The sequence below is a fragment of the Gracilibacillus oryzae genome, assembly GCF_009498735.1.
Lineage (GTDB): Bacteria > Bacillota > Bacilli > Bacillales > Amphibacillaceae > Gracilibacillus > Gracilibacillus oryzae.
Window position 1 is genome coordinate 218,007 of record NZ_ML762426.1, and the last position, 20,191, is coordinate 238,197.

Genomic DNA, 20,191 nt, shown 5'->3' on the forward strand with positions numbered 1-20,191 from the left:
TATTAGCAATGTGTAAGTGATACAATGATGAAACTTTTTAGAAAGAGTGTATCCTATCAAAACGAGGAGGTTCCGAGTACGTTTTGATAAGAAAAAGCGATAAACCTATCAAAACAAGTATCCGCCGGGACAGATGTGATAGGAAAAAGCGATAAACCTATCAAAACAAGTGATCGTCAGGATAGTTTTGATAGGAAACCGAGCCTGCAGAATGAAAAATAGGTTGGAAGTGTCACAATGCTAAAAACCGACATCTGGTTTATTTTTATGCTGAAAGCTGTTTTGGTATATATCGAAAAATTTGGAAATTTCCACACCTTGTTGTTGAATAGTTGAGTCGGAAGTAGTTAGTTGCCAGGCATATGCAAAATACTGTTTATAGTTATTATGACTGACAGGCTCCAATTCAAATTCCTCCGCTGTTGCTTCAAAGCCGGCTTGATAATCCACTTTCGCCTGCTGTAAAGCTTTCTCCGTATTTTTGAAAATAGGCATTCCTTCGACATTTGCTCCAATTTCATATGCTGTTTTGTTAGTAAATTCACTGCTTAATTGACTGGTATCATAGTCATCAACGACTGTTGATAAAGACTGGTTACCACAGGAAATCAACAACATAATGGAAAAGAGAATAGGCAGAATCTTCATCTATGTCCTCCTTTTTGAGATATATTAGCTATTCTATATAGACGTATGACGGCAAAATATGTTACAAAATAATGGTAACAAAATAAAGGTATTTTCAAGAACGTATCGAAATAGTATTGGAGATAATTCAATATTGGGAATGAAAGTGGGGGTGTACCTGATGTTTTACCAACACATTACGAAACATCTCAATATAAAATATCCAATCATCCAGGCACCAATGGCTGGTGGTGTGACAACATCCAAATTAGTGGCAGAGGTTTCCAATGCCGGTGGGCTTGGAATGATTGGGGCAGGTTATATGCCACCAGAGAAAATCAGAGAACAGATCAGAGAGATCAAACAATTGACAGATCGCCCGTTTGGTATCAATCTTTTTGTTCCGAATGAGTTTCATATCTCAGAAAGTGTAGTCGAATTAGCCGACAAACTGCTGCAGCCGATTCGTGCACAACTGAATATACAGAAAAAAGATCAGCTGGAAATTCCGGATTATGAGAGCGTTTTAGAAAACTTTCTAGCGCAAGTTCAGGTAGTAGTGGAAGAAAAAGTGTCTGTTTGTTCATTTACATTTGGAATCCCATCTGATGAAATAATAGAACAGTTGAAACAGCATAACATTGTCCTTATCGGCACTGCCACAACGGTGAAAGAAGCTGTGGAAAATGAACGGGCAGGAATGGATTGTGTCGTGGTTCAGGGCAGTGAAGCTGGAGGGCATCGCGGAAATTTTCTCAGCAAAGATGACGAATGTGTTGTTGGCTTGATGTCACTTGTTCCACAGGTTGTTGATAATATAAAAATTCCTGTTATTGCAGCTGGTGGAATTATGGATGGCAGAGGACTAATGGCAGCACAGTGTTTAGGAGCACAGGCAGTTCAGATGGGTACAGCTTTTTTGACATGTGAAGAGAGTGGGGCACACTCGATACATAAAGAAGCAGTTCTAGATGCTGCTGGGGAGGAAACAGTCTTAACTCGGACGTTTTCAGGAAAATGGGCGCGCGGTTTGAAAAATGATTATATCTCGCTATTCCAGGAATATGAGAATTTTTTTCCGACGTTTCCAGTTCAGAATAAATTGACACAAGATATCAGAAAAGCTGCTGCTGCTCAAAATAATAAAGCCTTTATGTCGCTATGGTCTGGACAAAGCACAGGTTTAGCCAAAGCGCAAACTGTTCGATCATTGGTGGATAATATCGTATCTCAAGCCGAAAAAATAAAGAAGGGAGAATAAAATGAAGAAAATCGTTTGTTGTGCTGTTCTTTTTGTTTCCTTGCTTTTGGTTAATGTTGCTGACTTGAAGAGTGAATCACCACAGTTGTTGGATAAGCATATTTTTGAACCTGTTCCTTCTGACAAAGAAAAGCAGAAGAAAGAGAAAGAATTGGAAGAGTTCCTTGCCAAAGAAGTCAAGCCGAACAGTCTTTTACCATTGCCTGATCCAGGTGAAAAGATGATTTTGCAAGGGATGCCTTTGCCAAATGGGGAGAAGGCAGAGGTTGAAAAGATTCAAACTGAGGAGGAGAATCGATGAAACAAAACATTGTTCCACATTTATGGTATGACAAGGAAGCACGGGAGGCTGCTGAGTTTTATGTATCAGTCTTTCCAGAGTCCAAGATTACAAATTTGAAAACAATCCATGACACCCCATCTGGTGATGCAGAGGAAGTAGCTTTTGAACTATGGGGACAGAGTTTTATGGCAATTAGCGCAGGCCCTTATTTTTCATTGAATCCTTCGATTTCGTTTATGGTAAATTTCGATCCAGCGAGGGATAAGAATGCTGCTCAAATGATAGAGGAGGTTTGGCACAAGTTGTCTGAAGGCGGGAAAGTATTAATGCCATTTGATACCTATCCATTCAGTGAGAAATATGGCTGGATTCAAGATAAATATGGTTTGACATGGCAGTTAATTCTTACCAATCCAGAAGGGGAAGAAAGACCGACTATCATGCCTTCTGTTATGTTTGTCGGGGAAAACTGCGGCAATGCGGAAGAGGCGGTGAATTTTTATTTATCCGTATTCTCAGATGCAAAGAATGGAGAAATAGCTCGCTATCCTGCAGGCATAGAACCTGACAAAGAAGGGACAGTCATGTTTTCAGATTTTATGCTGGAGGATCAATGGTTTGTGGCAATGGACAGTGCTCAGGATCACCGTTTCCAATTCAATGAAGCCGTCTCGTTCATGGTATTTTGTGATACCCAGGAAAAGCTTGATAACTATTGGGAAAAGCTGTCCGCAGTTCCGGAAGCAGAGCAATGTGGGTGGCTGAAGGATAAATACGGCATCTCATGGCAAATTGTACCGAGTGAGATGGATGAAATGATGCGTGAGGGCAATCCTGATCAAATCTTACGTGTTACACAAGCAACACTTCAAATGAAAAAGCTCGATATTAACGAATTACGGAAAGCATACAAAGGAATGTGATAAGGAGACCGGCGGATGAAGAACAAAATTCATATATTAGGAGCGTCAGGTGCAGGAACCTCAACACTTGGGGCAGCTTTATCTAACGTGTTGCCACACATCTATCTTGATACAGATGATTATTTCTGGAAAACAAAGTTTACAGAACAGAGAACAATTCCTGAACGAAGGCAGATGCTTGAAAACGACCTGTCTTTTAATGAAAAAGTGGTTCTTTCCGGCGCGGTTTGCGGATGGGGAGATGATTTTGGCGAATTCTTCGATCTTGTAGTTTTCTTATGGATACCTCAAGATTTAAGGTTAGAAAGACTGAAGGAGAGAGAATTCGAGCGCTATGGTGAGGAAATATTAGCTGGTGGCAGCAGATATGAGCAATCGAAGACATTTCTGGAGTGGGCAGCTTTGTATGATACAGCAGGGATGGAAGTTCGCAGTAAAACGTTGCACGAGCATTGGATGGCAGACTTGGCATGCCCGATTTTAAGATTAGAGGGAGATTATACGGTGGAGGAGCGGGTGGAAGCAGTGCAAAAATATTTAAATGCTGATGGCGTAAAGTTATAGGGTGCAGAAAACGCTTGGAAGGGAACGGTATCCAAGCGTTTTTTTGGGCCCATTATTCAACTTCAATTACAATTTCACTTGTATCAAGCTGTAGCCGTTTTTTTAATTCATCTGAAATTTGAAAGGAAATCTGCTCACCTGCTTTGGCATTGGTTGTTTTAAAGCCCCGTGAGGAATTAACCGTCCCATCTGTTCCTGCTGGAGACCAACCGGCGCTATCAAAATTTAAGATTTGGTCGATATAATCTCCACTGATTTTCCCTTTTTCTGACCATTCAGGCTGCAGAAATTCATATCCCATACTCTTTTCTGATAATAAAATCTCTATCTCTCCTGAGGGTACAGTGATTTTCCCGCTTTGTGGAATGGATTCTCCGTTCACCTGTAACTCATAAATGAACTGGGCCTGGGCAAAGGCCAACATCTCTTCATCTGAAAGACTTCCAGAAAGTGTATTGATGACAGAGATTAAATATTGGTTTTGCTCTTTCAACGATTCTGTTTGTGTTTGGAGTGACTCTATTTCAGTGGTGTAGTCTGTGATTTTTTGTTCCAGTTTGTTTACGTTATTTTCTTTTTCTGTATTTTGTGTTTGTTGTATCTCTGGGGCTGGGGTGTTGGTGCAACCGAGTAAAATGACACTGATGCATAGAAAAAAGATGACCAATGGTTTTTTATTTCTTTTCATGTGTTCATAACCTCCCATTCGGTAATGCGCTTTCATGGAGTTAACTTATTTATATCATAAGAATATATTTTAGATCAACCTGATTTTTCCAAAATATATGGTGGAGTATATCTGTTTGGGTTCCGGATAGCATTGATTGTATTCATGAAGGCGTCATAACATCAAAAGTGGCAGGAGTCATGGGAGTTATGCAGTTATGAAGGCGTCATAGCATCAAAAGCGGCAGAAGCCATGGAAGTTATGCAGTTATGAAGGCGTCATAGCATCAAAAGTGCCGGTAGTCAGAGGGGTTATGCAGTTATGAAGGCGTCATAACATCAAAAGTGGCAGGAGTCATGGGAGTTATGCAGTTATGAAGGCGTCATAGCATCAAAAGTGCCGGTAGTCATGGGAGTTATGCAGTTATGAAGGCGTCATAACATCAAAAGTGCCGGTAGTCAGAGGAGTTATGCATTTATAAAACCAAACTGTCATGCTCACATATATAATAGAAGCTATATATGCTTTCTGCCATTCGTGAATTTTCTCAGCCAAAAAAGAAAACTGCCTCATAAGTTAAATATGAAGCAGTTCCTTAATCTTATACTAAAACCCATCTAACGGGATAGTATACTGAAGTTTTTCAAATACCTCTGGATATGGATACAGCCATGAAGCTACCTTGAGTGGGCTGGATTCAATACCTGTGACAGGGAATTCTGCAATGTAAGTATTATGCAGACCGACTGGTTTTACTTTGCCTAACAGATTGCGAACAATATAGACAGATGACACATTTTTATGGGAATTATTTTCTAACCAAATATTATTACCTGGATATACCTGGGAGATTGGATATTTCAAATGGTCTTCATAGGTAACGATCGTTTTATCATCTTTATATTCTATATCTGTAATTAGCAGGCTGCCGATCTCTCCTTGACTTAAAGTGATAGGTAATTCTTTCGGATCCAACTTTTCTGATGACTTTGTTAAAGTTTGATAAAATTCTGCGTCTATATGAGGACTGAATGTGAGTTGACTGACGCCATCTTCTGGTAATGCGAATTTGAAAAAGTATTCAGTGGTTACCGTATTATCCTCTTGATTAATCTGTGAAATTGATGATTGATATCCAGTAAATAATTCTAAAGCATCACCATTGTCCGTGATTAAATTGAATGCCACCATATCTGCATTTGTTAAACTTCTTTCCTCAGTGAAATTCACGGAAACCTCTGCATCGTTCCATTTAATATGATGGAGCTCGAGTTTTACATCTCCTTCTTTTTTTGCTGCATTATCAATTTTTATTACATTATTGTCTGCTTCCTTAACTGGCATTTTAAAATTCCAATATCCTTTTGTGTTCATCACCTGATTGAAAGTCATTTCAAAAACCTCGTTATTTGAGATTTTAGTATTTGGGTGAACCTTCAATATCATTGCGACCTTCTTATCGGACACTTTTTCATACCATAATGAACTTGCGAAATTTATCGTTTTACCATTATATTTGATATGTGGTCTCCCTAAATACCGAAAAGGCTCTGCGATCAAGTTATTTTCCGTAGACTCTTCGTTGGTAAATTTTTTCTTACTTTCAACAGTCATCGAGTAGCTCAATTCATTGTCAAAATAATAAATTTCGTTTAGAGTTACTGTGATACCATTATCAGTTACACTTTGATTCAGCTTTTCCGTTAGATTTTTTTTGCTGGCAGTCATTAATTGTCTGTAAATAGAGTTTTCGAATATAGTTGATCGGTCTTGCAATTCCTCTTGGGCATTGGCAGGAAAGATGACTAAGCCTGATAGGATTATCACGAAACTTATGATTGTTAATCTCTTTCTGAAAATCATTCCAATTCCCCCTTTTTTATCAATTAAGTTAGTTTATACAAATTTAAGTCACCTATTCGATAAATAGGGAAATATCCGATTTGGAAGCATTCAAATGATTTTAATGTTATAATAGATTTTTCACTTGGGAAAAAATCTTAAAATGTGAGTAGGTGAATGACATGATTGAAATAAAAACATCTGAATTAAGTGATGGAGAATTCAATAGAGGCGTGTTTGCTGTTCGCGATATTAAAAAAGGGGAGCTTATTCATGAAGCACCTGTTATTTCTTATCCAAATGAAGAGCATGAACACATTGAGAAGACCTTACTCGCTGATTATGCTTTTGAGTATGGCATAAATCATTCTGCTATCCTGCTTGGTTATGGCATGCTGTTTAACCATTCATATGAGCCGAATGCCAATTATGAAATTAATTTTGATAATCACACGTTCGAATTTTATGCTTACACAGATATAAAAGCTGGTGATGAAATATTGATCAACTATAACGGTGATGTGGATATTCAGGATCCGCTCTGGTTTGATCAGGAAGATAAGGAAGAGAAAGACCTTTAATTCATATTAGAGGTCTTTTTTCTATAAAGAAATATGTTATGATAAAATGGATATATTGACCATTTAAGGTAATTATGAAAACACATGCTGATTGGAGTCCCGTCACAATGAAAAGTATCAAAACACTGCTTTTCCTTGTATTAGCAGCTTATATACTTATTATTACCGATTTGATTCTATTCAAATATACTAGTTTAGAAACGTTTGTACAACGTTTTCATCTAGACTTCCAGGATAATCTCTTCCACTGGCAATCACACAATTTTATCCCATTGAATACGATCAGCTATTATCTGTTCCAATCCGAGCTTTCTTTTTCAATAAGATTCCGAAATCTTTTCGGGAATTTTGCTGGTTTTATCCCGTTTGGCTTTCTATTTCCACTCATTTTCATCAAATTTCAAAGTTTGAAAAATATTATGTTCGCCACATTTTGTTTAAGCCTGCTTTTTGAGCTAGTCCAACTTGTTTTTGGATTAGGTACATTTGATGTGGATGATTTAATCTTGAATACACTTGGCGGAGTGTTTGGTTATTTTCTGCTGTTTTTGTATCTCTTATTCAAGAAATCTATTAAAAAAAGTACTCTCAGAAAAGGGGGAGGATGATGGGGTTTTCTGTAATTCTATTAGGGATGGTCTTGGTTGTGCTGCTTGCAGTGTCTGTAATTGCATTCATTATCGTGCAGACATTTGGGAATGGAGCAGCACCTCTTAAACTGTCTTATATCTCTTTTGGATTACTGGTTATGCAATGGATCTTATTTTTGACCGATTTTTATGCAATCTTTCCAAATGAAATAGGAGACGTTGTATTTATGCCCGCATGGTTTATTGCATGTGGATTCGGCGCCATAGCTATCATTCGGGAATGGAAGAATAACTCGGCAGTTGCAGTGGTTTTGGCAGTTTTGACAGGATTAAGTTTTATTATGGCGGTCTTTATTAATGGAATTGGGAATATGTAGGAGGAGAAAAGGATGAAACAGAATATCTATGATAATGAGACATTTTTTCAGGAATATAAAAGATTGAGAAACAGCGGCATTTCATACAATGACTTTGTAGAACAGCCTGCGATCCATCACTTTTGCCTTCACTTGCTGACAAAACGGTACTGGATTTAGGCTGTGGCTTTGGACATTTTGCCAGATCCTGTATTGATCAAGGTGCAGCAAAGGTGGTTGGGATCGATATTTCCAGCAATATGATTACATATGCAGAGACAGAAAACAGCCATCAGAATATTGAGTATATTTGTGCCCCGATTGAAGAGGCAGACTTAGGTGAAAGAAAGTTTGACCTGATTGTCAGTTCATTGGCAATTCACTATATCAAAGATTACGATCGTGTTGTTAAGAAAATCTATCATTTATTAAGACAACATGGTGAGTTTATTTTTTCTATCGAACATCCGATAGTTACTGCACGAAAAGGGATGGGTAATTGGGTGAAGGATAAAGATGGGGAGAAGTTGCATTGGGCTGTAGATCACTATCAGCTAGAAGGTGAACGCGGGAGGCACTGGGTGATTGATGGAGTGATCACTTATCACCGGACAATATCAACGTTAGTCAACACATTAATTGAGAACGGATTCATTTTAGAAAAGATAGTCGAACCACAATCAACTGATTATGGATTAGAGCAGATGCCGAAATTGATCAATGAACAAAGAAGGCCTTCTTTTCTTGTGATCAAATCAAAGAGGTGAATTATATGGAGCAATTGGAAAAGAGAAACCAGCAGTTAATTGATATTGTGATAGAGAAAGTACAGCAGGATTACGCGGAAGACATTGATTTAATCGGTGTTTACGGATCTTTCATTACAGGGGATTATCATGAAAGGTCAGACTTGGACCTGCTAGTTGTTTTAAATAATGATAAAGGATATGGCTTTTCCACTTGTTTTATCTTACATGAAATTGGTTATGATTTATATGGTTCCACATGGTCGAAGCTTGAGGATATTGCTACATTTGATCATACTTTTACGGCAGAATTGATTGACGCAGAGATCGTGTATTATCGGAACAAGGAAAGTATGGAAAGGTTCCAACAGTTGCAACAGCAGGCGCTTGATATCATCAACAGTCCAATGACACCTGATATGGTTCAAAAGGCAAAGAAACATTTGGATGACGGAATCCTTGCTTATGGAAAAATGATGTTGGCAGAAGACATTGGGGCAGTAAGAATGGCATTAGGTGATGTAGTATATTATTCGTTTAATGTGATCAGTCTGCTGAATCACAGTTATTATAAATATGGAGTGAAGCGGCAGCTGGAGGAAGCGGTTGCGATGGCATACGTTCCTGAAAACCTGAGAACACAAATAGATGAATTTTTGCAGGCAGAATCTGTTAAGAAGATTAAGGATAATGCAGGAAAGTTAATCAAAAGTGTGAAGAAACTGTATGAGGAAATTGCAGCGGAGACAATTCCGAAACTTGAGCCGACAAAAGAAAAACTGCGAGGAACTTATGAAGAAATATGGTCGAATTGGTACAATAAAGTGCTCTATGCAGCAGAACAAAAAGATACTTTACTGGCATTCTCTGCTGGTGTGAGTTGTCAGGATTTTTATGATGAGATGCATAATAATTGTGGAACAGTGCGCATTAATTTAATGCAGCATTTTGAGCAGTGTGATCTTGGCAGTTTTGCGGCTGCTTTTGAGAATGCGATGAATCAATACAAGATGGAGTATGACAAGGTTGGACTCAAGGTGCGGAAATATGACTCTGTTGCTGCGCTTAGGGCGGGCTATCTTTAGAGGGTTTATACAAGGAAATAAATCATCAATTATAAGAAAGGTGGTTAAAAAATGGCCCAGTTAGCTTTTAGTAATTATTTCTTTTTTGCAGTTGTACTTGTTTTTGCCATTTACATCTCATACTCCATATTAAGAAGGTTTGTTGAGAGGAATGAGAAGGATTTTACAAGGGAAGAAGGACAGAGTAGTGGGGATATTAAGTGGAAATCTATTTTTGCCTTCTTAAGTGCGGCAATGGTTGCCAGTTTTCTTTACTTAATGAATAACGATCAATCAGACGCTATCATTTTTTTCGTAATATTCTTCCTGTTTGGATTAACATCAGAGAGGAGACGCGAGCCAAGTCCCAGCCCATCAACGACTGATAAAATTATTAATTCCATTGTTTATGCAGTTATAATATGTTTCTTTATATTTATCACCTTTACCTCGACTGCCGGTATGGTCAGTAAGATTGGTGCCTGGGTGATTTTTCTTCTTACTTTTATAGTTAGAAAAATGGAAAAGAAGTATTTGATTTCAGATAATACGAACAGTCATGGTATATAGACAGGGGAAAGTGTTGCTTATCTTAAAAAAGATATTAATCTAGTTCAATGAGAAAAGTCAGTTATATTTAAGAAGATAACAAGAGGAATTTTTGTAATGGCTATTGAGATTTTTTCAGGCTTTCAGCAATATAAAAAATGAGTATGTTAGAAAATGAATGGAAAGAAATAAATTAAGGGAACATTTAGTACAAACAAGGGTGAAAGTTAATCAACCGCAGACTTAACTTACAAAAATTCTGAGAATATCAGACCTTCAGGAGTTGAATTCAACTTGACTAATTTATATTTTGTTAGGCATGCACACTCTATTTATACACCAGATGAATTAAATAGGCCGTTGTCGGAAAGAGGTTTCATTGATGCTGCACAAGTTACGAATCTATTAGAAAAAGAAGAAATTAATATGGTTGTTTCAAGTCCATATAAACGTGCTGTACAAACGGTCGAAGGCATAGCTAAATACATAAATAGGAACATTGAAATAATAGACGGCTTGAAAGAACGTACGTTAACCAAAGACCCTGCCGCAGATTTTACTTTTGCAATTACAAAAGTATGGGAAGATTTCAGCTTTTCGTGGAAAGGTGGAGAATCTAACCTTGTTGCACAAAAAAGAGGTGTGGATGCTACTTATGATATTTTAGAGAGGTACAAAGACGAAAATGTTGTTATCGGCACACATGGAAATTTGATGGTTCTAATCATGAACTTCTTTGACAATCAATATGATTTTTCTTTCTGGAAAAATCTCGATATGCCTGATATATATAAATTAACGTTTGATGGCAAGGCCTTAATAAATGTAGAAAGATTATGGGAAAGAAACTAATATTATTTTTCAATTAGAGATATGTCCAGAGAAAAATATGATGAAAATTAATTAGCAGGAGGCAGTGATTATAATGCCAATTAAAAATCTTAAAACCAATGAATCTCATGAATTAGAAGGAGTAGCCTACTTAGAATTATTTGATCAGAATATTAAGGTATACATAGATCAAGAATCGGATATTGAATACGCGGAATTATGTATAACATACTTAAACACTATGCATGCGGGACTAATTGATGAAATTTGTAAAGCATCTATTAGATACTGTAATGAATTTCTTGATGATATTGGAGAAGATGTTATAAAATTTTCTAAACCGACAGATGTTCTAGCTTGTATTACACCAAATACTATATGTATTCCGAACCCTGAAGATAAAACTCAACCTGTCATAGATTTGGAACTACTTTGCACATGGGAAGAAGAACATGGGATGGAATGGGTCATTCGAAATGGAAAAGTTATGTATGTCGGACCTTATAATGGGATAAACCCTTATGGAAATTGTGATATGGGAGAAGATTGGAATTATGCTCAAGGTCTATTATAATTTCATTATGCATATTAGGATGTTCTAGCAGGAAAGGAAATAACAAATGAAATATTTAGTAGATGAAGACCACTGGGATTTAGCTGGTTATGCAGCAGAGAAGCAGAAACTATTAACTAGATTTAATCAGGAAACAGCAAATTTTTTAAAAAATAATTCATTTCATGATGGTAAAGTAGTATCGATTAATATTATGAATCAGGAAAATGGAACTACCAAAGACCCGACCACAATTAAAATGGATATCGAGCATTATAGCGGTGAATTATATGAAATTCAGTGGAAAAATGTCCGTAAGTTTATGATGGATTATGATATAACCCGAAATGTTTACGCGAATAACCCGCATGAGATTGTATTTGGCGGAAGGAGGGGTCTTGATGAATGGGGCTATGATGAGATCCTTTCATTGAGTAAGAAAAAACTGCAGCATGAAATTTTTTTGTTCTCGCAAACAACTATCATTATCCATTGCTCGAATATTAAAATCAGGAAAATAAAGGCTTAGCCTAAATATGGTAATAAAGAAGGGGTATTTGTGTGATGAATAAATTCTTAATATTATTGATAGGTACATATTTCCTGGCATTTGTATTTAACTTTATGCCTGCGCTGAAGCACCCTGATTTAGATATGGGTATTCTCAACGTCCTTGTAACGGTATTGTTTATGTTTTTGTTACTAATGTACACTAAAAAAGGCAATAGGTTCTTGAAGTTATTTTCTGTATTCGGCGTTATCTCCAGTGTAATTGTATTTATTATAGCAACATTTGAACACACAATGATTGGGAACGGTATTTTTGATATCAGTGCAACAATGCAGTATCCCTTTTATCTAATCTTTATTACACCTTTATTTGGCGGTAATATCCTATTTGATCTAAGTTATAGTTTTTACTCCCTCTTAATGTCATTGTTTTATGGAGTGGTATTCGTTCTAACAGCTTATTCAAAGAAAGAACATGCAAAATCTGTTGCTTCATTTTCCTAATTAACAAGGCAATCAATAATTGTATTCTCCTTTTTGAAAGGCTTATGCAATTTTACGTTATTATTGAACGATGATTTTAAGCATGGCAGAATTGTTAAATAAGCAGAAAGTAATCAATGATAAGAAAGGCGGTTACTGATGAAGGTGTCACTTATTCACATAGGTTATTTCGTTGCATTAATTATCCTCTCTGTCGTATCCTTTTTCGTCTTGCTTGGTGCAGGATTTGCGGGTCATCTCAATACATTAGTTTTATGTATCCCGCTTATTCTTAGCGTGTTATGGCTTTGTGATTATATCTGGCGAATTTTCAGTGTGAATACAGATAAAATCAGGCTGATTCGGCCGGCTAAGAATTGGGCATTTATCAGTTTATTTCTATCAGGAGTTTTTACAGTATATAGTCTGTTTCTAACAACTTTAACTCCATCACCGACAGAAACTGCTCCTGTATGGATGTTTCTAGGGACACCTCTTATTCTGCTTCTCATTTGGTATTGGCTGCTTTATAGATACCTAAAGAACATAAACCATTTCTCTCAACAGGTTTTGTGTACGGTATTGTTTATCATCTCCTTGATATATTCTTATCAGATTTTTAAGTTTATTATTTTGAATACATAAAGAGCCAAAAAGGACCAGATTTTATCTGATCCCTCTGTCTTGCAATGTTATTAATTTTCTTTCGGTTTTTGGTATTGATCAATCAGTTTCTCCAACTTCTCTAAATGAAAGGAATAATCAATAATGGATGAAGCAATGATCATATGGCGAAGTTGCTGCTCTTTATTCAGGTGATAGAATTCTAGAACCTGATCATAGAATTTATCTTTCTCCTTTAAAATATCTTTTTCACTTCTCTCATGCTCCAGTTTGATTTTACCAGAGTATTTAAGCAGCAAGTATTCATGATATTTGATTAGTTCTTCCAGCTGATGGTCAAATATTTTACTTTCATCTTTCAACGATTTGCTTTGAAAATAGTGTTCCTCAATATTATCTAAAAGCTGATTGCCTTCTTGTAAGACCTTAAGCATTTGTTTGAATAAGATGATTTCTCTTACATTCAATCGTTTTGTCTTACCAAACTTCACTCTTTCTTCATCAAACATTTTGAATTGGTCTTCTAATTTTACCAGGTCCTTTTTAAACTTATCATTGATTTCCTGATAGGATGTTTCTTTCATTTCATTTGAGATCACTGTCCTCAAGAGGAGTGACATATTCTGAAATGTGTTGTTAACATCCTGAATAAATTTCTTTTTGTATTTCGGCGGAAAGATAAATATATTTACTATCACGGCAGTGCAGGTCCCGATTAAAATGACGAGAAATCTTTCTAAAGCAAAATCATAGTTTTCCCCACCGGTTGCACTCATAATTGCTAAAATGGTAACTAGTGTTAAAGGTATGGTATTTTCCATCTTTAATTTAATGTTTACAGCAATCATTATTGTAATAACAAGTCCTATACTGATAGCATTTACTCCAAAGAAATAAATGAAAAACAAGGAAATCGATGCACCTAATGTATTGGTGATGATTTGATCAGATAATTGCTTCCATGTTCGGTAAACGGAAGGCTGGACAGCGAGGATGGCAGCAACGCCTGCAAACACATAGTTCTCCATCCCAAAGAGCATACAGATATATATCGATAATGTAACTGCTAAACCAGTTTTTAGAATTCTAGGGCCAAAAGTAATCTGGATCTCCCCCTTGTGTATATGTAAGATACTTTCTAGTAAGTTATCGATTCTATTTAATACAAAATAAACTCATTAGTCAACAATTTCTATCATTATGGATAGTGGCTTTTACAATAGCATACGTAAATCCTCGTTATTTCAGATGTGATTTTTCTGTAAAAGAGATAGAAAAAAGCCATTGATTACTAAATGGTCTTTATCTGTACCACAAACGTACCCTCTTACATTAATTGTTTGTAAAACGAACTGATGCAGCGGTTTATCAACATGCATACCTGTCTGCTTCCCAAATAAAATTTTCAATTAAAGGTTTGCAATACAGTGCCACGTCCTTTATCCAATTCGATTTCAGCATAAGCTCCGTTTATAAAAGTAATTTGTGGTGGTACGTGACCACAATCAATATCGTATAAGACAGGAATTTGAAGCTCTTCCGAAAGGTCTATATAAACATCTTCAACTGTATAATTTGTAACAGGCGTATTAGCTGAACTTCTACCAAACAAAATGCCGCTGCAATTGTCGAACCAGCCAGATAATTTCATTTGGACAAGAGATCGACGTAGATCAGTTGTTGATAACTCACAGTTTTCTAGAAACCAAATGACAGAATCTCCTTTAATATGCCTCTCTTCAAAATTATGAACATCCCCATATGGTGTACCAGCTAAATGCCTTATTGTGTCAATACATCCACCGAGTAGACGTCCTTGTAATTTAACTTTATCGCTCACAGTTGATTTCCAGTAAGTTTGCTCTGTCAGATTGAAAATAAAAGGAGTTGGTTTATCAAATTGCCATTCCTTTTGATATCTATCTGATGAATGCTGGAGGATTGATTCTCGTTCCTTAGTAGCCAAAACTGATTGCCACATTGCTGTCGTATCATCTGAATACTCACCTCTTAAATCTACCAAATTAGTTCCGTGAGCAGTAGCAATACCAGTTTTCAATGTGATTGCTAACAACAGTAAACTAATATCAGAATAGCCTAACACCCACTTATTCTGTATATTATCAAAGTCAATATATTCAAGGATCTCAATAAGCAGTTCTCCGCCCCAGGGAGGAATAATAAGTTGAATATTATCATTAATCATCATTTCATTAAATTCTTCTGCACGCTTTTTTGCAGACGCAGACTTTGCCTTATCCTGAGTCCAGGCAGTTTCACCACTGATGATGTTAAAACCTTTCTTTTCCATACTTTTCATTGCAGAATGCAACAATTTATGTAATTCACCTGGAACCCCGGATGATGGTGCAGTTACCCCTATTGTTGCACCTGTTTCTAAGAATGGATACTTTATCATATTTGACCATCTCCCTAAGTTTTTGTAATATCTTAACATTAAACTTAAGTTAAGGAAACTTGTTATTGACTAGCTTTCGATGGATATTTGAGTTGTAAATCACAATTGTTTTGGTTTTTTTATATAATAAATGGAATATTATGTTATTATTGAATTGGAGATGATGAGTTAAGCGGGCAGGACTTTAGAAGGAAAACATGCGATGTTTTTATAACAATCCACTTTGAAGCCAGCAATATTAGGAGGAAACTAAGTTGATAATCGAAAGAGTTGCATCCCTCGAGGAGTATAATTTGGATTTACTCATAGATGACAGTATATCAGAGGGTTACAAATTTATAAATAGACTTGTTGATGAATATACATCTGGTAACAACAAATTTGATAAAACCGGTGAGTCACTTTATGTTGCTAAAATAGGTGGCGAGGTTGTTGGAATTGGAGGTTTGAATATTGATCCATATCTTAACCTTCCCGATGTAGGGCGAGTAAGGCATCTTTATGTTTTGCGTAAGAACAGAGGTGTTGGTTTAGGGAAAGAATTGCTGAACACAATCATTGCTGAAGCAAAGGGGAATTTCAGGACAATAAGGTTATCCTCTACTGATGATCCAGCTGCTCAACAATTATACATAGCATGTGGATTCTCGAAAGTGGAAGGAATCTATAAGGCTAGTCACATATTGGAAATATCAAAAAGTTGGTAATGAGTGAAAGACAGGGAGAGATGAAAGGACGGCATTTGAGAATAGGTTGAAGAATGAAATCCAATTAAAAAGGGAGACAAAATGAAAACACAAAATAATAATGGTTTTGAATTTCTTGATTTCCACTTAATAGAAGAAGCTGAAATATATAATTATCACAGATTGGCTGGTTCATATGCCGTAATAAAATGTAATGGTAAGTATCTTTTATGTTATAACATTTTAAGAAAACAATGGGAACTGCCAGCTGGACGAAGGGAAGCGAATGAAACCCCAAAGGATTGTGCAATAAGAGAACTTTATGAAGAAACTGGCCAAAGTGTAACCAAATTAGAATTTAAAGGATTATTAAAAGTAAAAAATTTATTCCTTGAAGACATTAAGTATAACCCAGTTTATTTTGCAACTATAGAAAAACTCCAGCCGTTTATAGAAAATAAAGAAACATCTGATATACAGTTATGGGATCAAAAGCAAGAGATCGGAGATATTGATGCAGTGGATATGAAAATATTAGATTATATAAATTAAGTTGTACGTTTTTTATAAAGTGAACAGAACCGTATAATAATAAACTAGCATTTCTTCCATAGTAATTTTGTATTTTTATAGTACGAATAGTGGACATTTATGCCCGGATACTTGATGATCTGTATTACTTATACTTAGTTTGATAGATTAGTATGTAAAGTAAAGTGTGTATAATGGTATGCAAAATGGCAATTTCATTAAATTGGGATTGAGGTGAAATGAAAATGTTAAGCAGGATTAAGGAAAAGTATAGAGAAAGTAATAAGATATTTTTATTTCTTAAGCTTATTATAAGTGCATTTGCCATTTACTTTGCTATCAGAATTTTATTTATTTCTGTTTCAGGGCTGGTAAGTTCGAATCCTTCAAATGATTTCCCCAAATTATTAATTTTTGGTATGTTGTTTTGCTTGGGATTATCTAATACTGTTCAGCTTGTTGAAATGTCAGTTACCAAGAAGAAAGAACATTTCACAATTTTACTAATTTCTACAATTTTTACTTTTGGTGTGTCCGTGTATATTTTATGGTTATGAATCATAATAAAATTGGATCCATTTCTTTGGGCAGGATTGCTGCTTAGAGGTAACTATTAAAATCTCGACTGCTTCAAATCTTAGGGGGTAAAAGATTGGAATTAAAACTTGAATATTATGTTTTAGCATTACTTATCATATCGTTTGGATTTTTCTTTATTGTTGTTACGTTATTAGGGGGAACAGATCAAGCGTATAGAGATGTACTCCTTACCATCGCAGTGGTCCATTTTGTTATGTCAAAACTTATAACCTTAAAAAGATAAATAAAGAAAATAGAGTATTTCGGGTGCTAGTTTGCCAGTTCAAATTTGAAGATAATTTCGAGTAAAATGCGTGACAATGTTAGCGTTTACTGTTTCATTTTTTGACGGTCAGTCACGGCAGTATATTTACCTGAATAGACAGAGGGGTGATTTTGTGATTATAAGGAAAACGATGACTACTATACTCGCTACTTTTATTTCTATGACCATTCTATCAATCTTTATATTTGGTGAAATTGGTGCGGATCTGTTTCAAGTGGTTTTATTTTCAAGTATGGTTTTTTCTCCATTTATTTTGTTTTATGGTGTACCAGTAACATTCTTTTCTGACTTTGTTACTAAGCGGTTTTCAGGAGCTAGAAGAGTTTTATTGGCGATGGTTATTCATGTACTGTTCGGAATCATATTTGCGTTTCTATTCACATTATTAGGCGATCCCAGCGAGGGCGAATTTTTAGTAATGTTTTTTGTTGGAGCTACAACAGTTGCCTTTTTCTTTGGTGCAATAGATGAAATATTATGACGGTCATTAAAAGATAAGAAAGTTATGAAATATCAAATCTCCAAGTCAAATAAGTGGAAATTCTGGCTAATTAGTTTCTTGATTTTATTTCTAATTATTGGTCTGGCTTTTACCTTGCAAACTTTAATAGAAGCTGAAATTTACAATAGACAAAATGTTAATTGGGATGGAGTTATTTTATTTAATATTCTCTATTCATTAGGTTTGGCTTTAATTCTGTCACCAATTGGTTATGTTGGCATTAAAGCACTATATTATAAGAGAAATAATAAAAACGGTGTTGATTTATCACGAATTAAAACATAAGAAGGGAGCATTTCTAATTAAAAGTATTATTATTTGATGGTGGTTCAACATACTCCATTTTAACAGAGGAACAAACTAGCCAGTTGAAAAGGATTTTAGAACAGTAGGTTTACCTTTTAGTAAAAAGATCTAATTAATTTCCGAAAACTTATTAAAAAAAACATAACACGAACATATATTCTTGTTATAATAAAAATAAATAAGTTGATGAGGGAGCATAATATGAGACTGAAAAATATTGATATAGAAGAAAGAATGAAGCATTATCGTGTAAAAGGGATATGTATGGCATTCATTGAAAATGGTCAGATCAGCGGAACAGAAATTATGGATTGCTGGAAGTGGAAAGTGAGAGAACTGTAAAGGACCATTCGATCTTCAGTGCGTGCTCCATTAGCAAATTTCTAACGGGACTGCTTGCTGTGAAGCTGACAGAGGATGGAATGCTTGATTTAGATGAAAATGTTAACGAAAAGCTTGTAACATGGAAAGTGCCTGAAAATGAATTCACCATACATAAGAAAGTTACATTAAGAAGCCTGCTGTGCCACCAATCTGGAATCAAGGATCCTGAAGGGAGCTTTTCTCGCTTACAACCAGATGCTGGCATTCCTTCCATGATTGAATTGTTAGAGGGAAAAACGGTTTATTGTAAAGTTCCGATGGAAGTACAGTGTGAACCGGAGAGTGAATTTCATTATAGTGATGCTGGCTTTTGTATTATCCAGCAATTGATTGAAGATGTCACGAAAAAGCCGTTTGATCAAGTGGCAGATGAGCTTATATTTAAGCCATTGGTTATGGAGAACAGTCATCTGAGCCTGTCTAAAGTGGATGATGGAGATCTGGCTTGTGGTCATAATAAAAATGGGGAAAAGATTGATGGAAAATACCCTCTCTACCCTAATCCAGCGGCTTCGGGATTATGGACGACTTCATTGGATTTAGCGTCATTAGTTGTCGAGCTCATGGATGCTCTGAATGGCGAAAGCAAAATTGGCATTTCAGCAGAATTGACGCAAGAAATCATCACACCTCCATTCGGCAAAAGCTGGACTGGTTTAGGTGTTTTTTTAGAGAAAGACGAGACCAAATTAGAGATTACCTCAATGGGGTGGGGAGCAGGCTTCCAATCAATGCTGGCTGCATATCCGCACTCTGGTAAAGGTGCTGTCATCATGACAAATGCGGAATTAGGCGTGCATCAATTGGATGGGATTATAGGAGAGATATATCGGTCGATGATTTTATAAACATTTGAAAATATCATGGTTGAACTATCTTACACATACCTATCATTCCGCTTTATGCTCAAGCTGTCGCGCTTGGTTTCTGCTTTTTATATACCGAACCAGAGAAAAAGTTCCCCAGACAAAACCTATTATATTCACTATAATTAAGTATGTACTAAAGTCATTTCTCAAGTTCATTAAAAACAGTGTTAACAAAAAGATAATATAAAAATATATGCTGGAAATGACAAAGAAATACTTATCAAAAAATCTCTTCATACATAACATCCTTAATTTTTAATTTCATGATACAAAAAATGATAATATATGTAAATCTTTTTTGATTTTCTACACAAATTCTTTACAAAAGTAGCAACTGGTATTGTCTAATGAATTTTTTCTAGGTAAATACGAATAGTAGAGATTATGTGTTGAGAATCAAAATGGGAAGAGGAAATGCCCTCCAGAGGCCTTTTCTCTTTTTTGTTAGTTCAAATCTATCAGCGAGCGTGTATTCCTGCAAAATCACTCTATTAATTGTTCTGGCAACCTTCATTCTATCTGAGTAGTAGGTATTTATTACTTTAACTCACGAATAGTTTTCGATGTTGTGTATT

At 35.8% G+C, this 20,191-nt stretch carries 26 protein-coding genes and 1 pseudogene; 22 read left to right on the forward strand and 5 right to left on the reverse strand.

The window, feature by feature from the left end:
* Nucleotides 1–240: 240 nt before the first annotated feature.
* Nucleotides 241–648, reverse strand: coding sequence for a hypothetical protein (locus tag F9U64_RS06475; protein WP_228275604.1), 408 nt, complete (start codon nucleotides 646–648; stop codon nucleotides 241–243).
* 160 nt (nucleotides 649–808) lie between these two features.
* Here F9U64_RS06475 and F9U64_RS06480 point away from each other — a divergent pair, with 160 nt between their 5' ends.
* Genes F9U64_RS06480 through F9U64_RS06495 form a run of 4 tightly spaced genes read left to right on the forward strand, consistent with a single transcriptional unit; the run spans nucleotide 809 to nucleotide 3,658 of the window.
* On the forward strand, nucleotides 809–1,888 hold the full coding sequence (locus F9U64_RS06480; RefSeq protein WP_153402190.1) for an NAD(P)H-dependent flavin oxidoreductase: 1,080 nt from the start codon (nucleotides 809–811) through the stop codon (nucleotides 1,886–1,888).
* A 1-nt stretch (nucleotide 1,889) separates the two neighbouring features.
* Nucleotides 1,890–2,189: a hypothetical protein gene (locus F9U64_RS06485; RefSeq protein ID WP_153402191.1), complete on the forward strand. Its 300-nt coding sequence runs from the start codon at nucleotides 1,890–1,892 to the stop codon at nucleotides 2,187–2,189.
* On the forward strand, nucleotides 2,186–3,094 hold the full coding sequence (locus tag F9U64_RS06490; RefSeq protein ID WP_153402192.1) for a VOC family protein: 909 nt from the start codon (nucleotides 2,186–2,188) through the stop codon (nucleotides 3,092–3,094). The genes F9U64_RS06485 and F9U64_RS06490 overlap by 4 nt, the downstream gene beginning before the upstream one ends.
* 15 nt (nucleotides 3,095–3,109) lie before the next feature.
* Entirely contained in the window at nucleotides 3,110–3,658 is a 549-nt protein-coding gene (locus F9U64_RS06495) for an ATP-binding protein (RefSeq protein WP_153402193.1), read from the forward strand.
* A gap of 52 nt (nucleotides 3,659–3,710) precedes the next feature.
* Here F9U64_RS06495 and F9U64_RS06500 read toward each other — a convergent pair whose 3' ends face one another.
* Nucleotides 3,711–4,346, reverse strand: coding sequence for a hypothetical protein (locus F9U64_RS06500; RefSeq protein ID WP_153402194.1), 636 nt, complete (start codon nucleotides 4,344–4,346; stop codon nucleotides 3,711–3,713).
* A 585-nt stretch (nucleotides 4,347–4,931) separates the two neighbouring features.
* Nucleotides 4,932–6,188, reverse strand: coding sequence for a DUF4179 domain-containing protein (locus tag F9U64_RS06505; RefSeq protein ID WP_153402195.1), 1,257 nt, complete (start codon nucleotides 6,186–6,188; stop codon nucleotides 4,932–4,934).
* A 161-nt stretch (nucleotides 6,189–6,349) separates the two neighbouring features.
* On the opposite strand from F9U64_RS06505, the gene F9U64_RS06510 reads away from it, so the two are divergent.
* The 11 genes and pseudogenes from F9U64_RS06510 (at nucleotide 6,350) to F9U64_RS06560 (ending at nucleotide 13,075) form a co-directional block, all read left to right on the forward strand.
* Nucleotides 6,350–6,748, forward strand: a complete 399-nt coding sequence (locus F9U64_RS06510; protein ID WP_153402196.1) for an SET domain-containing protein — start codon at nucleotides 6,350–6,352, stop codon at nucleotides 6,746–6,748.
* Between the two features lie 107 nt (nucleotides 6,749–6,855).
* On the forward strand, nucleotides 6,856–7,356 hold the full coding sequence (locus F9U64_RS06515; RefSeq protein WP_153402197.1) for a VanZ family protein: 501 nt from the start codon (nucleotides 6,856–6,858) through the stop codon (nucleotides 7,354–7,356).
* The gene (locus F9U64_RS06520; RefSeq protein ID WP_153402198.1) at nucleotides 7,356–7,715 is read left to right on the forward strand and encodes a hypothetical protein; all 360 of its coding nucleotides are present in this window, start codon (nucleotides 7,356–7,358) and stop codon (nucleotides 7,713–7,715) included. Before F9U64_RS06515 ends, F9U64_RS06520 begins: the two co-directional genes overlap by 1 nt.
* Nucleotides 7,716–7,727: 12 nt before the next feature.
* Nucleotides 7,728–8,461: pseudogene (locus tag F9U64_RS06525) on the forward strand (class I SAM-dependent methyltransferase).
* 5 nt (nucleotides 8,462–8,466) lie between these two features.
* On the forward strand, nucleotides 8,467–9,525 hold the full coding sequence (locus F9U64_RS06530) for a nucleotidyltransferase domain-containing protein (RefSeq protein WP_153402199.1): 1,059 nt from the start codon (nucleotides 8,467–8,469) through the stop codon (nucleotides 9,523–9,525).
* A 51-nt stretch (nucleotides 9,526–9,576) separates the two neighbouring features.
* Nucleotides 9,577–10,074, forward strand: coding sequence for a hypothetical protein (locus tag F9U64_RS06535; RefSeq protein ID WP_153402200.1), 498 nt, complete (start codon nucleotides 9,577–9,579; stop codon nucleotides 10,072–10,074).
* 273 nt (nucleotides 10,075–10,347) lie between these two features.
* The gene (locus tag F9U64_RS06540; protein ID WP_153402201.1) at nucleotides 10,348–10,905 is read left to right on the forward strand and encodes a histidine phosphatase family protein; all 558 of its coding nucleotides are present in this window, start codon (nucleotides 10,348–10,350) and stop codon (nucleotides 10,903–10,905) included.
* 73 nt (nucleotides 10,906–10,978) lie between these two features.
* Nucleotides 10,979–11,458, forward strand: coding sequence for a DUF6985 domain-containing protein (locus tag F9U64_RS06545; protein ID WP_153402202.1), 480 nt, complete (start codon nucleotides 10,979–10,981; stop codon nucleotides 11,456–11,458).
* Nucleotides 11,459–11,504: 46 nt separating this feature from the next.
* Nucleotides 11,505–11,966 (forward strand): hypothetical protein, encoded by a 462-nt coding sequence (locus tag F9U64_RS06550; RefSeq protein ID WP_153402203.1) that lies wholly within the window; start codon nucleotides 11,505–11,507, stop codon nucleotides 11,964–11,966.
* Between the two features lie 35 nt (nucleotides 11,967–12,001).
* Nucleotides 12,002–12,451, forward strand: coding sequence for a hypothetical protein (locus F9U64_RS06555; protein ID WP_153402204.1), 450 nt, complete (start codon nucleotides 12,002–12,004; stop codon nucleotides 12,449–12,451).
* Nucleotides 12,452–12,589: 138 nt separating this feature from the next.
* Nucleotides 12,590–13,075 (forward strand): hypothetical protein, encoded by a 486-nt coding sequence (locus F9U64_RS06560; protein WP_153402205.1) that lies wholly within the window; start codon nucleotides 12,590–12,592, stop codon nucleotides 13,073–13,075.
* Between the two features lie 50 nt (nucleotides 13,076–13,125).
* On the opposite strand, the gene F9U64_RS06565 is transcribed toward F9U64_RS06560, so the two are convergent.
* Both F9U64_RS06565 and F9U64_RS06570 read right to left on the reverse strand, forming a co-directional pair.
* Nucleotides 13,126–14,208 carry an FUSC family protein gene (locus F9U64_RS06565; protein WP_323125826.1) on the reverse strand — a complete coding sequence of 361 codons (1,083 nt, stop codon included), beginning with the start codon at nucleotides 14,206–14,208 and terminating at the stop codon, nucleotides 13,126–13,128.
* A 251-nt stretch (nucleotides 14,209–14,459) separates the two neighbouring features.
* Nucleotides 14,460–15,473, reverse strand: coding sequence for a S66 family peptidase (locus F9U64_RS06570; protein WP_153402207.1), 1,014 nt, complete (start codon nucleotides 15,471–15,473; stop codon nucleotides 14,460–14,462).
* A 254-nt stretch (nucleotides 15,474–15,727) separates the two neighbouring features.
* On the opposite strand from F9U64_RS06570, the gene F9U64_RS06575 reads away from it, so the two are divergent.
* The 7 genes from F9U64_RS06575 to F9U64_RS06595 all read left to right on the forward strand — a co-directional run bounded on the left by F9U64_RS06575 (nucleotide 15,728) and on the right by F9U64_RS06595 (nucleotide 19,595).
* Complete coding sequence (locus F9U64_RS06575) at nucleotides 15,728–16,180, forward strand: GNAT family N-acetyltransferase (RefSeq protein ID WP_153402208.1); 453 nt, start codon at nucleotides 15,728–15,730, stop codon at nucleotides 16,178–16,180.
* An 81-nt stretch (nucleotides 16,181–16,261) separates the two neighbouring features.
* On the forward strand, nucleotides 16,262–16,711 hold the full coding sequence (locus F9U64_RS06580; protein ID WP_153402209.1) for an NUDIX domain-containing protein: 450 nt from the start codon (nucleotides 16,262–16,264) through the stop codon (nucleotides 16,709–16,711).
* A 631-nt stretch (nucleotides 16,712–17,342) separates the two neighbouring features.
* Entirely contained in the window at nucleotides 17,343–17,513 is a 171-nt protein-coding gene (locus tag F9U64_RS22610) for a hypothetical protein (RefSeq protein WP_194287297.1), read from the forward strand.
* A 154-nt stretch (nucleotides 17,514–17,667) separates the two neighbouring features.
* A complete protein-coding gene (locus tag F9U64_RS06585) occupies nucleotides 17,668–18,036 on the forward strand; it encodes a hypothetical protein (RefSeq protein WP_153402210.1) in 369 nt (122 codons plus the stop codon).
* A gap of 24 nt (nucleotides 18,037–18,060) precedes the next feature.
* Nucleotides 18,061–18,342: a hypothetical protein gene (locus F9U64_RS06590; RefSeq protein ID WP_153402211.1), complete on the forward strand. Its 282-nt coding sequence runs from the start codon at nucleotides 18,061–18,063 to the stop codon at nucleotides 18,340–18,342.
* Nucleotides 18,343–18,564: 222 nt separating this feature from the next.
* A complete protein-coding gene (locus F9U64_RS23480; RefSeq protein ID WP_323125823.1) occupies nucleotides 18,565–18,705 on the forward strand; it encodes a hypothetical protein in 141 nt (46 codons plus the stop codon).
* Nucleotides 18,684–19,595 carry a serine hydrolase domain-containing protein gene (locus tag F9U64_RS06595; protein WP_323125824.1) on the forward strand — a complete coding sequence of 304 codons (912 nt, stop codon included), beginning with the start codon at nucleotides 18,684–18,686 and terminating at the stop codon, nucleotides 19,593–19,595. The genes F9U64_RS23480 and F9U64_RS06595 overlap by 22 nt, the downstream gene beginning before the upstream one ends.
* Nucleotides 19,596–20,191: the final 596 nt, after the last annotated feature.

Coding starts and splice junctions, on each gene's coding strand:
- F9U64_RS06580 (WP_153402209.1), top strand. CDS start 16,262: ATGAAAACACAAAATAATAATGGTTTTGAATTTCTTGATTTCCACTTA.
- F9U64_RS06485 (WP_153402191.1), top strand. CDS start 1,890: ATGAAGAAAATCGTTTGTTGTGCTGTTCTTTTTGTTTCCTTGCTTTTG.
- F9U64_RS06560 (WP_153402205.1), top strand. CDS start 12,590: ATGAAGGTGTCACTTATTCACATAGGTTATTTCGTTGCATTAATTATC.
- F9U64_RS06475 (WP_228275604.1), bottom strand. CDS start 648: ATGAAGATTCTGCCTATTCTCTTTTCCATTATGTTGTTGATTTCCTGT.
- F9U64_RS06535 (WP_153402200.1), top strand. CDS start 9,577: ATGGCCCAGTTAGCTTTTAGTAATTATTTCTTTTTTGCAGTTGTACTT.
- F9U64_RS06530 (WP_153402199.1), top strand. CDS start 8,467: ATGGAGCAATTGGAAAAGAGAAACCAGCAGTTAATTGATATTGTGATA.
- F9U64_RS06500 (WP_153402194.1), bottom strand. CDS start 4,346: ATGAAAAGAAATAAAAAACCATTGGTCATCTTTTTTCTATGCATCAGT.
- F9U64_RS06550 (WP_153402203.1), top strand. CDS start 11,505: ATGAAATATTTAGTAGATGAAGACCACTGGGATTTAGCTGGTTATGCA.
- F9U64_RS06490 (WP_153402192.1), top strand. CDS start 2,186: ATGAAACAAAACATTGTTCCACATTTATGGTATGACAAGGAAGCACGG.
- F9U64_RS06480 (WP_153402190.1), top strand. CDS start 809: ATGTTTTACCAACACATTACGAAACATCTCAATATAAAATATCCAATC.
- F9U64_RS06495 (WP_153402193.1), top strand. CDS start 3,110: ATGAAGAACAAAATTCATATATTAGGAGCGTCAGGTGCAGGAACCTCA.
- F9U64_RS06515 (WP_153402197.1), top strand. CDS start 6,856: ATGAAAAGTATCAAAACACTGCTTTTCCTTGTATTAGCAGCTTATATA.
- F9U64_RS06545 (WP_153402202.1), top strand. CDS start 10,979: ATGCCAATTAAAAATCTTAAAACCAATGAATCTCATGAATTAGAAGGA.
- F9U64_RS23480 (WP_323125823.1), top strand. CDS start 18,565: ATGAGACTGAAAAATATTGATATAGAAGAAAGAATGAAGCATTATCGT.
- F9U64_RS06510 (WP_153402196.1), top strand. CDS start 6,350: ATGATTGAAATAAAAACATCTGAATTAAGTGATGGAGAATTCAATAGA.
- F9U64_RS06505 (WP_153402195.1), bottom strand. CDS start 6,188: ATGATTTTCAGAAAGAGATTAACAATCATAAGTTTCGTGATAATCCTA.
- F9U64_RS06570 (WP_153402207.1), bottom strand. CDS start 15,473: ATGATAAAGTATCCATTCTTAGAAACAGGTGCAACAATAGGGGTAACT.
- F9U64_RS06555 (WP_153402204.1), top strand. CDS start 12,002: ATGAATAAATTCTTAATATTATTGATAGGTACATATTTCCTGGCATTT.
- F9U64_RS06520 (WP_153402198.1), top strand. CDS start 7,356: ATGGGGTTTTCTGTAATTCTATTAGGGATGGTCTTGGTTGTGCTGCTT.
- F9U64_RS06590 (WP_153402211.1), top strand. CDS start 18,061: ATGAAATATCAAATCTCCAAGTCAAATAAGTGGAAATTCTGGCTAATT.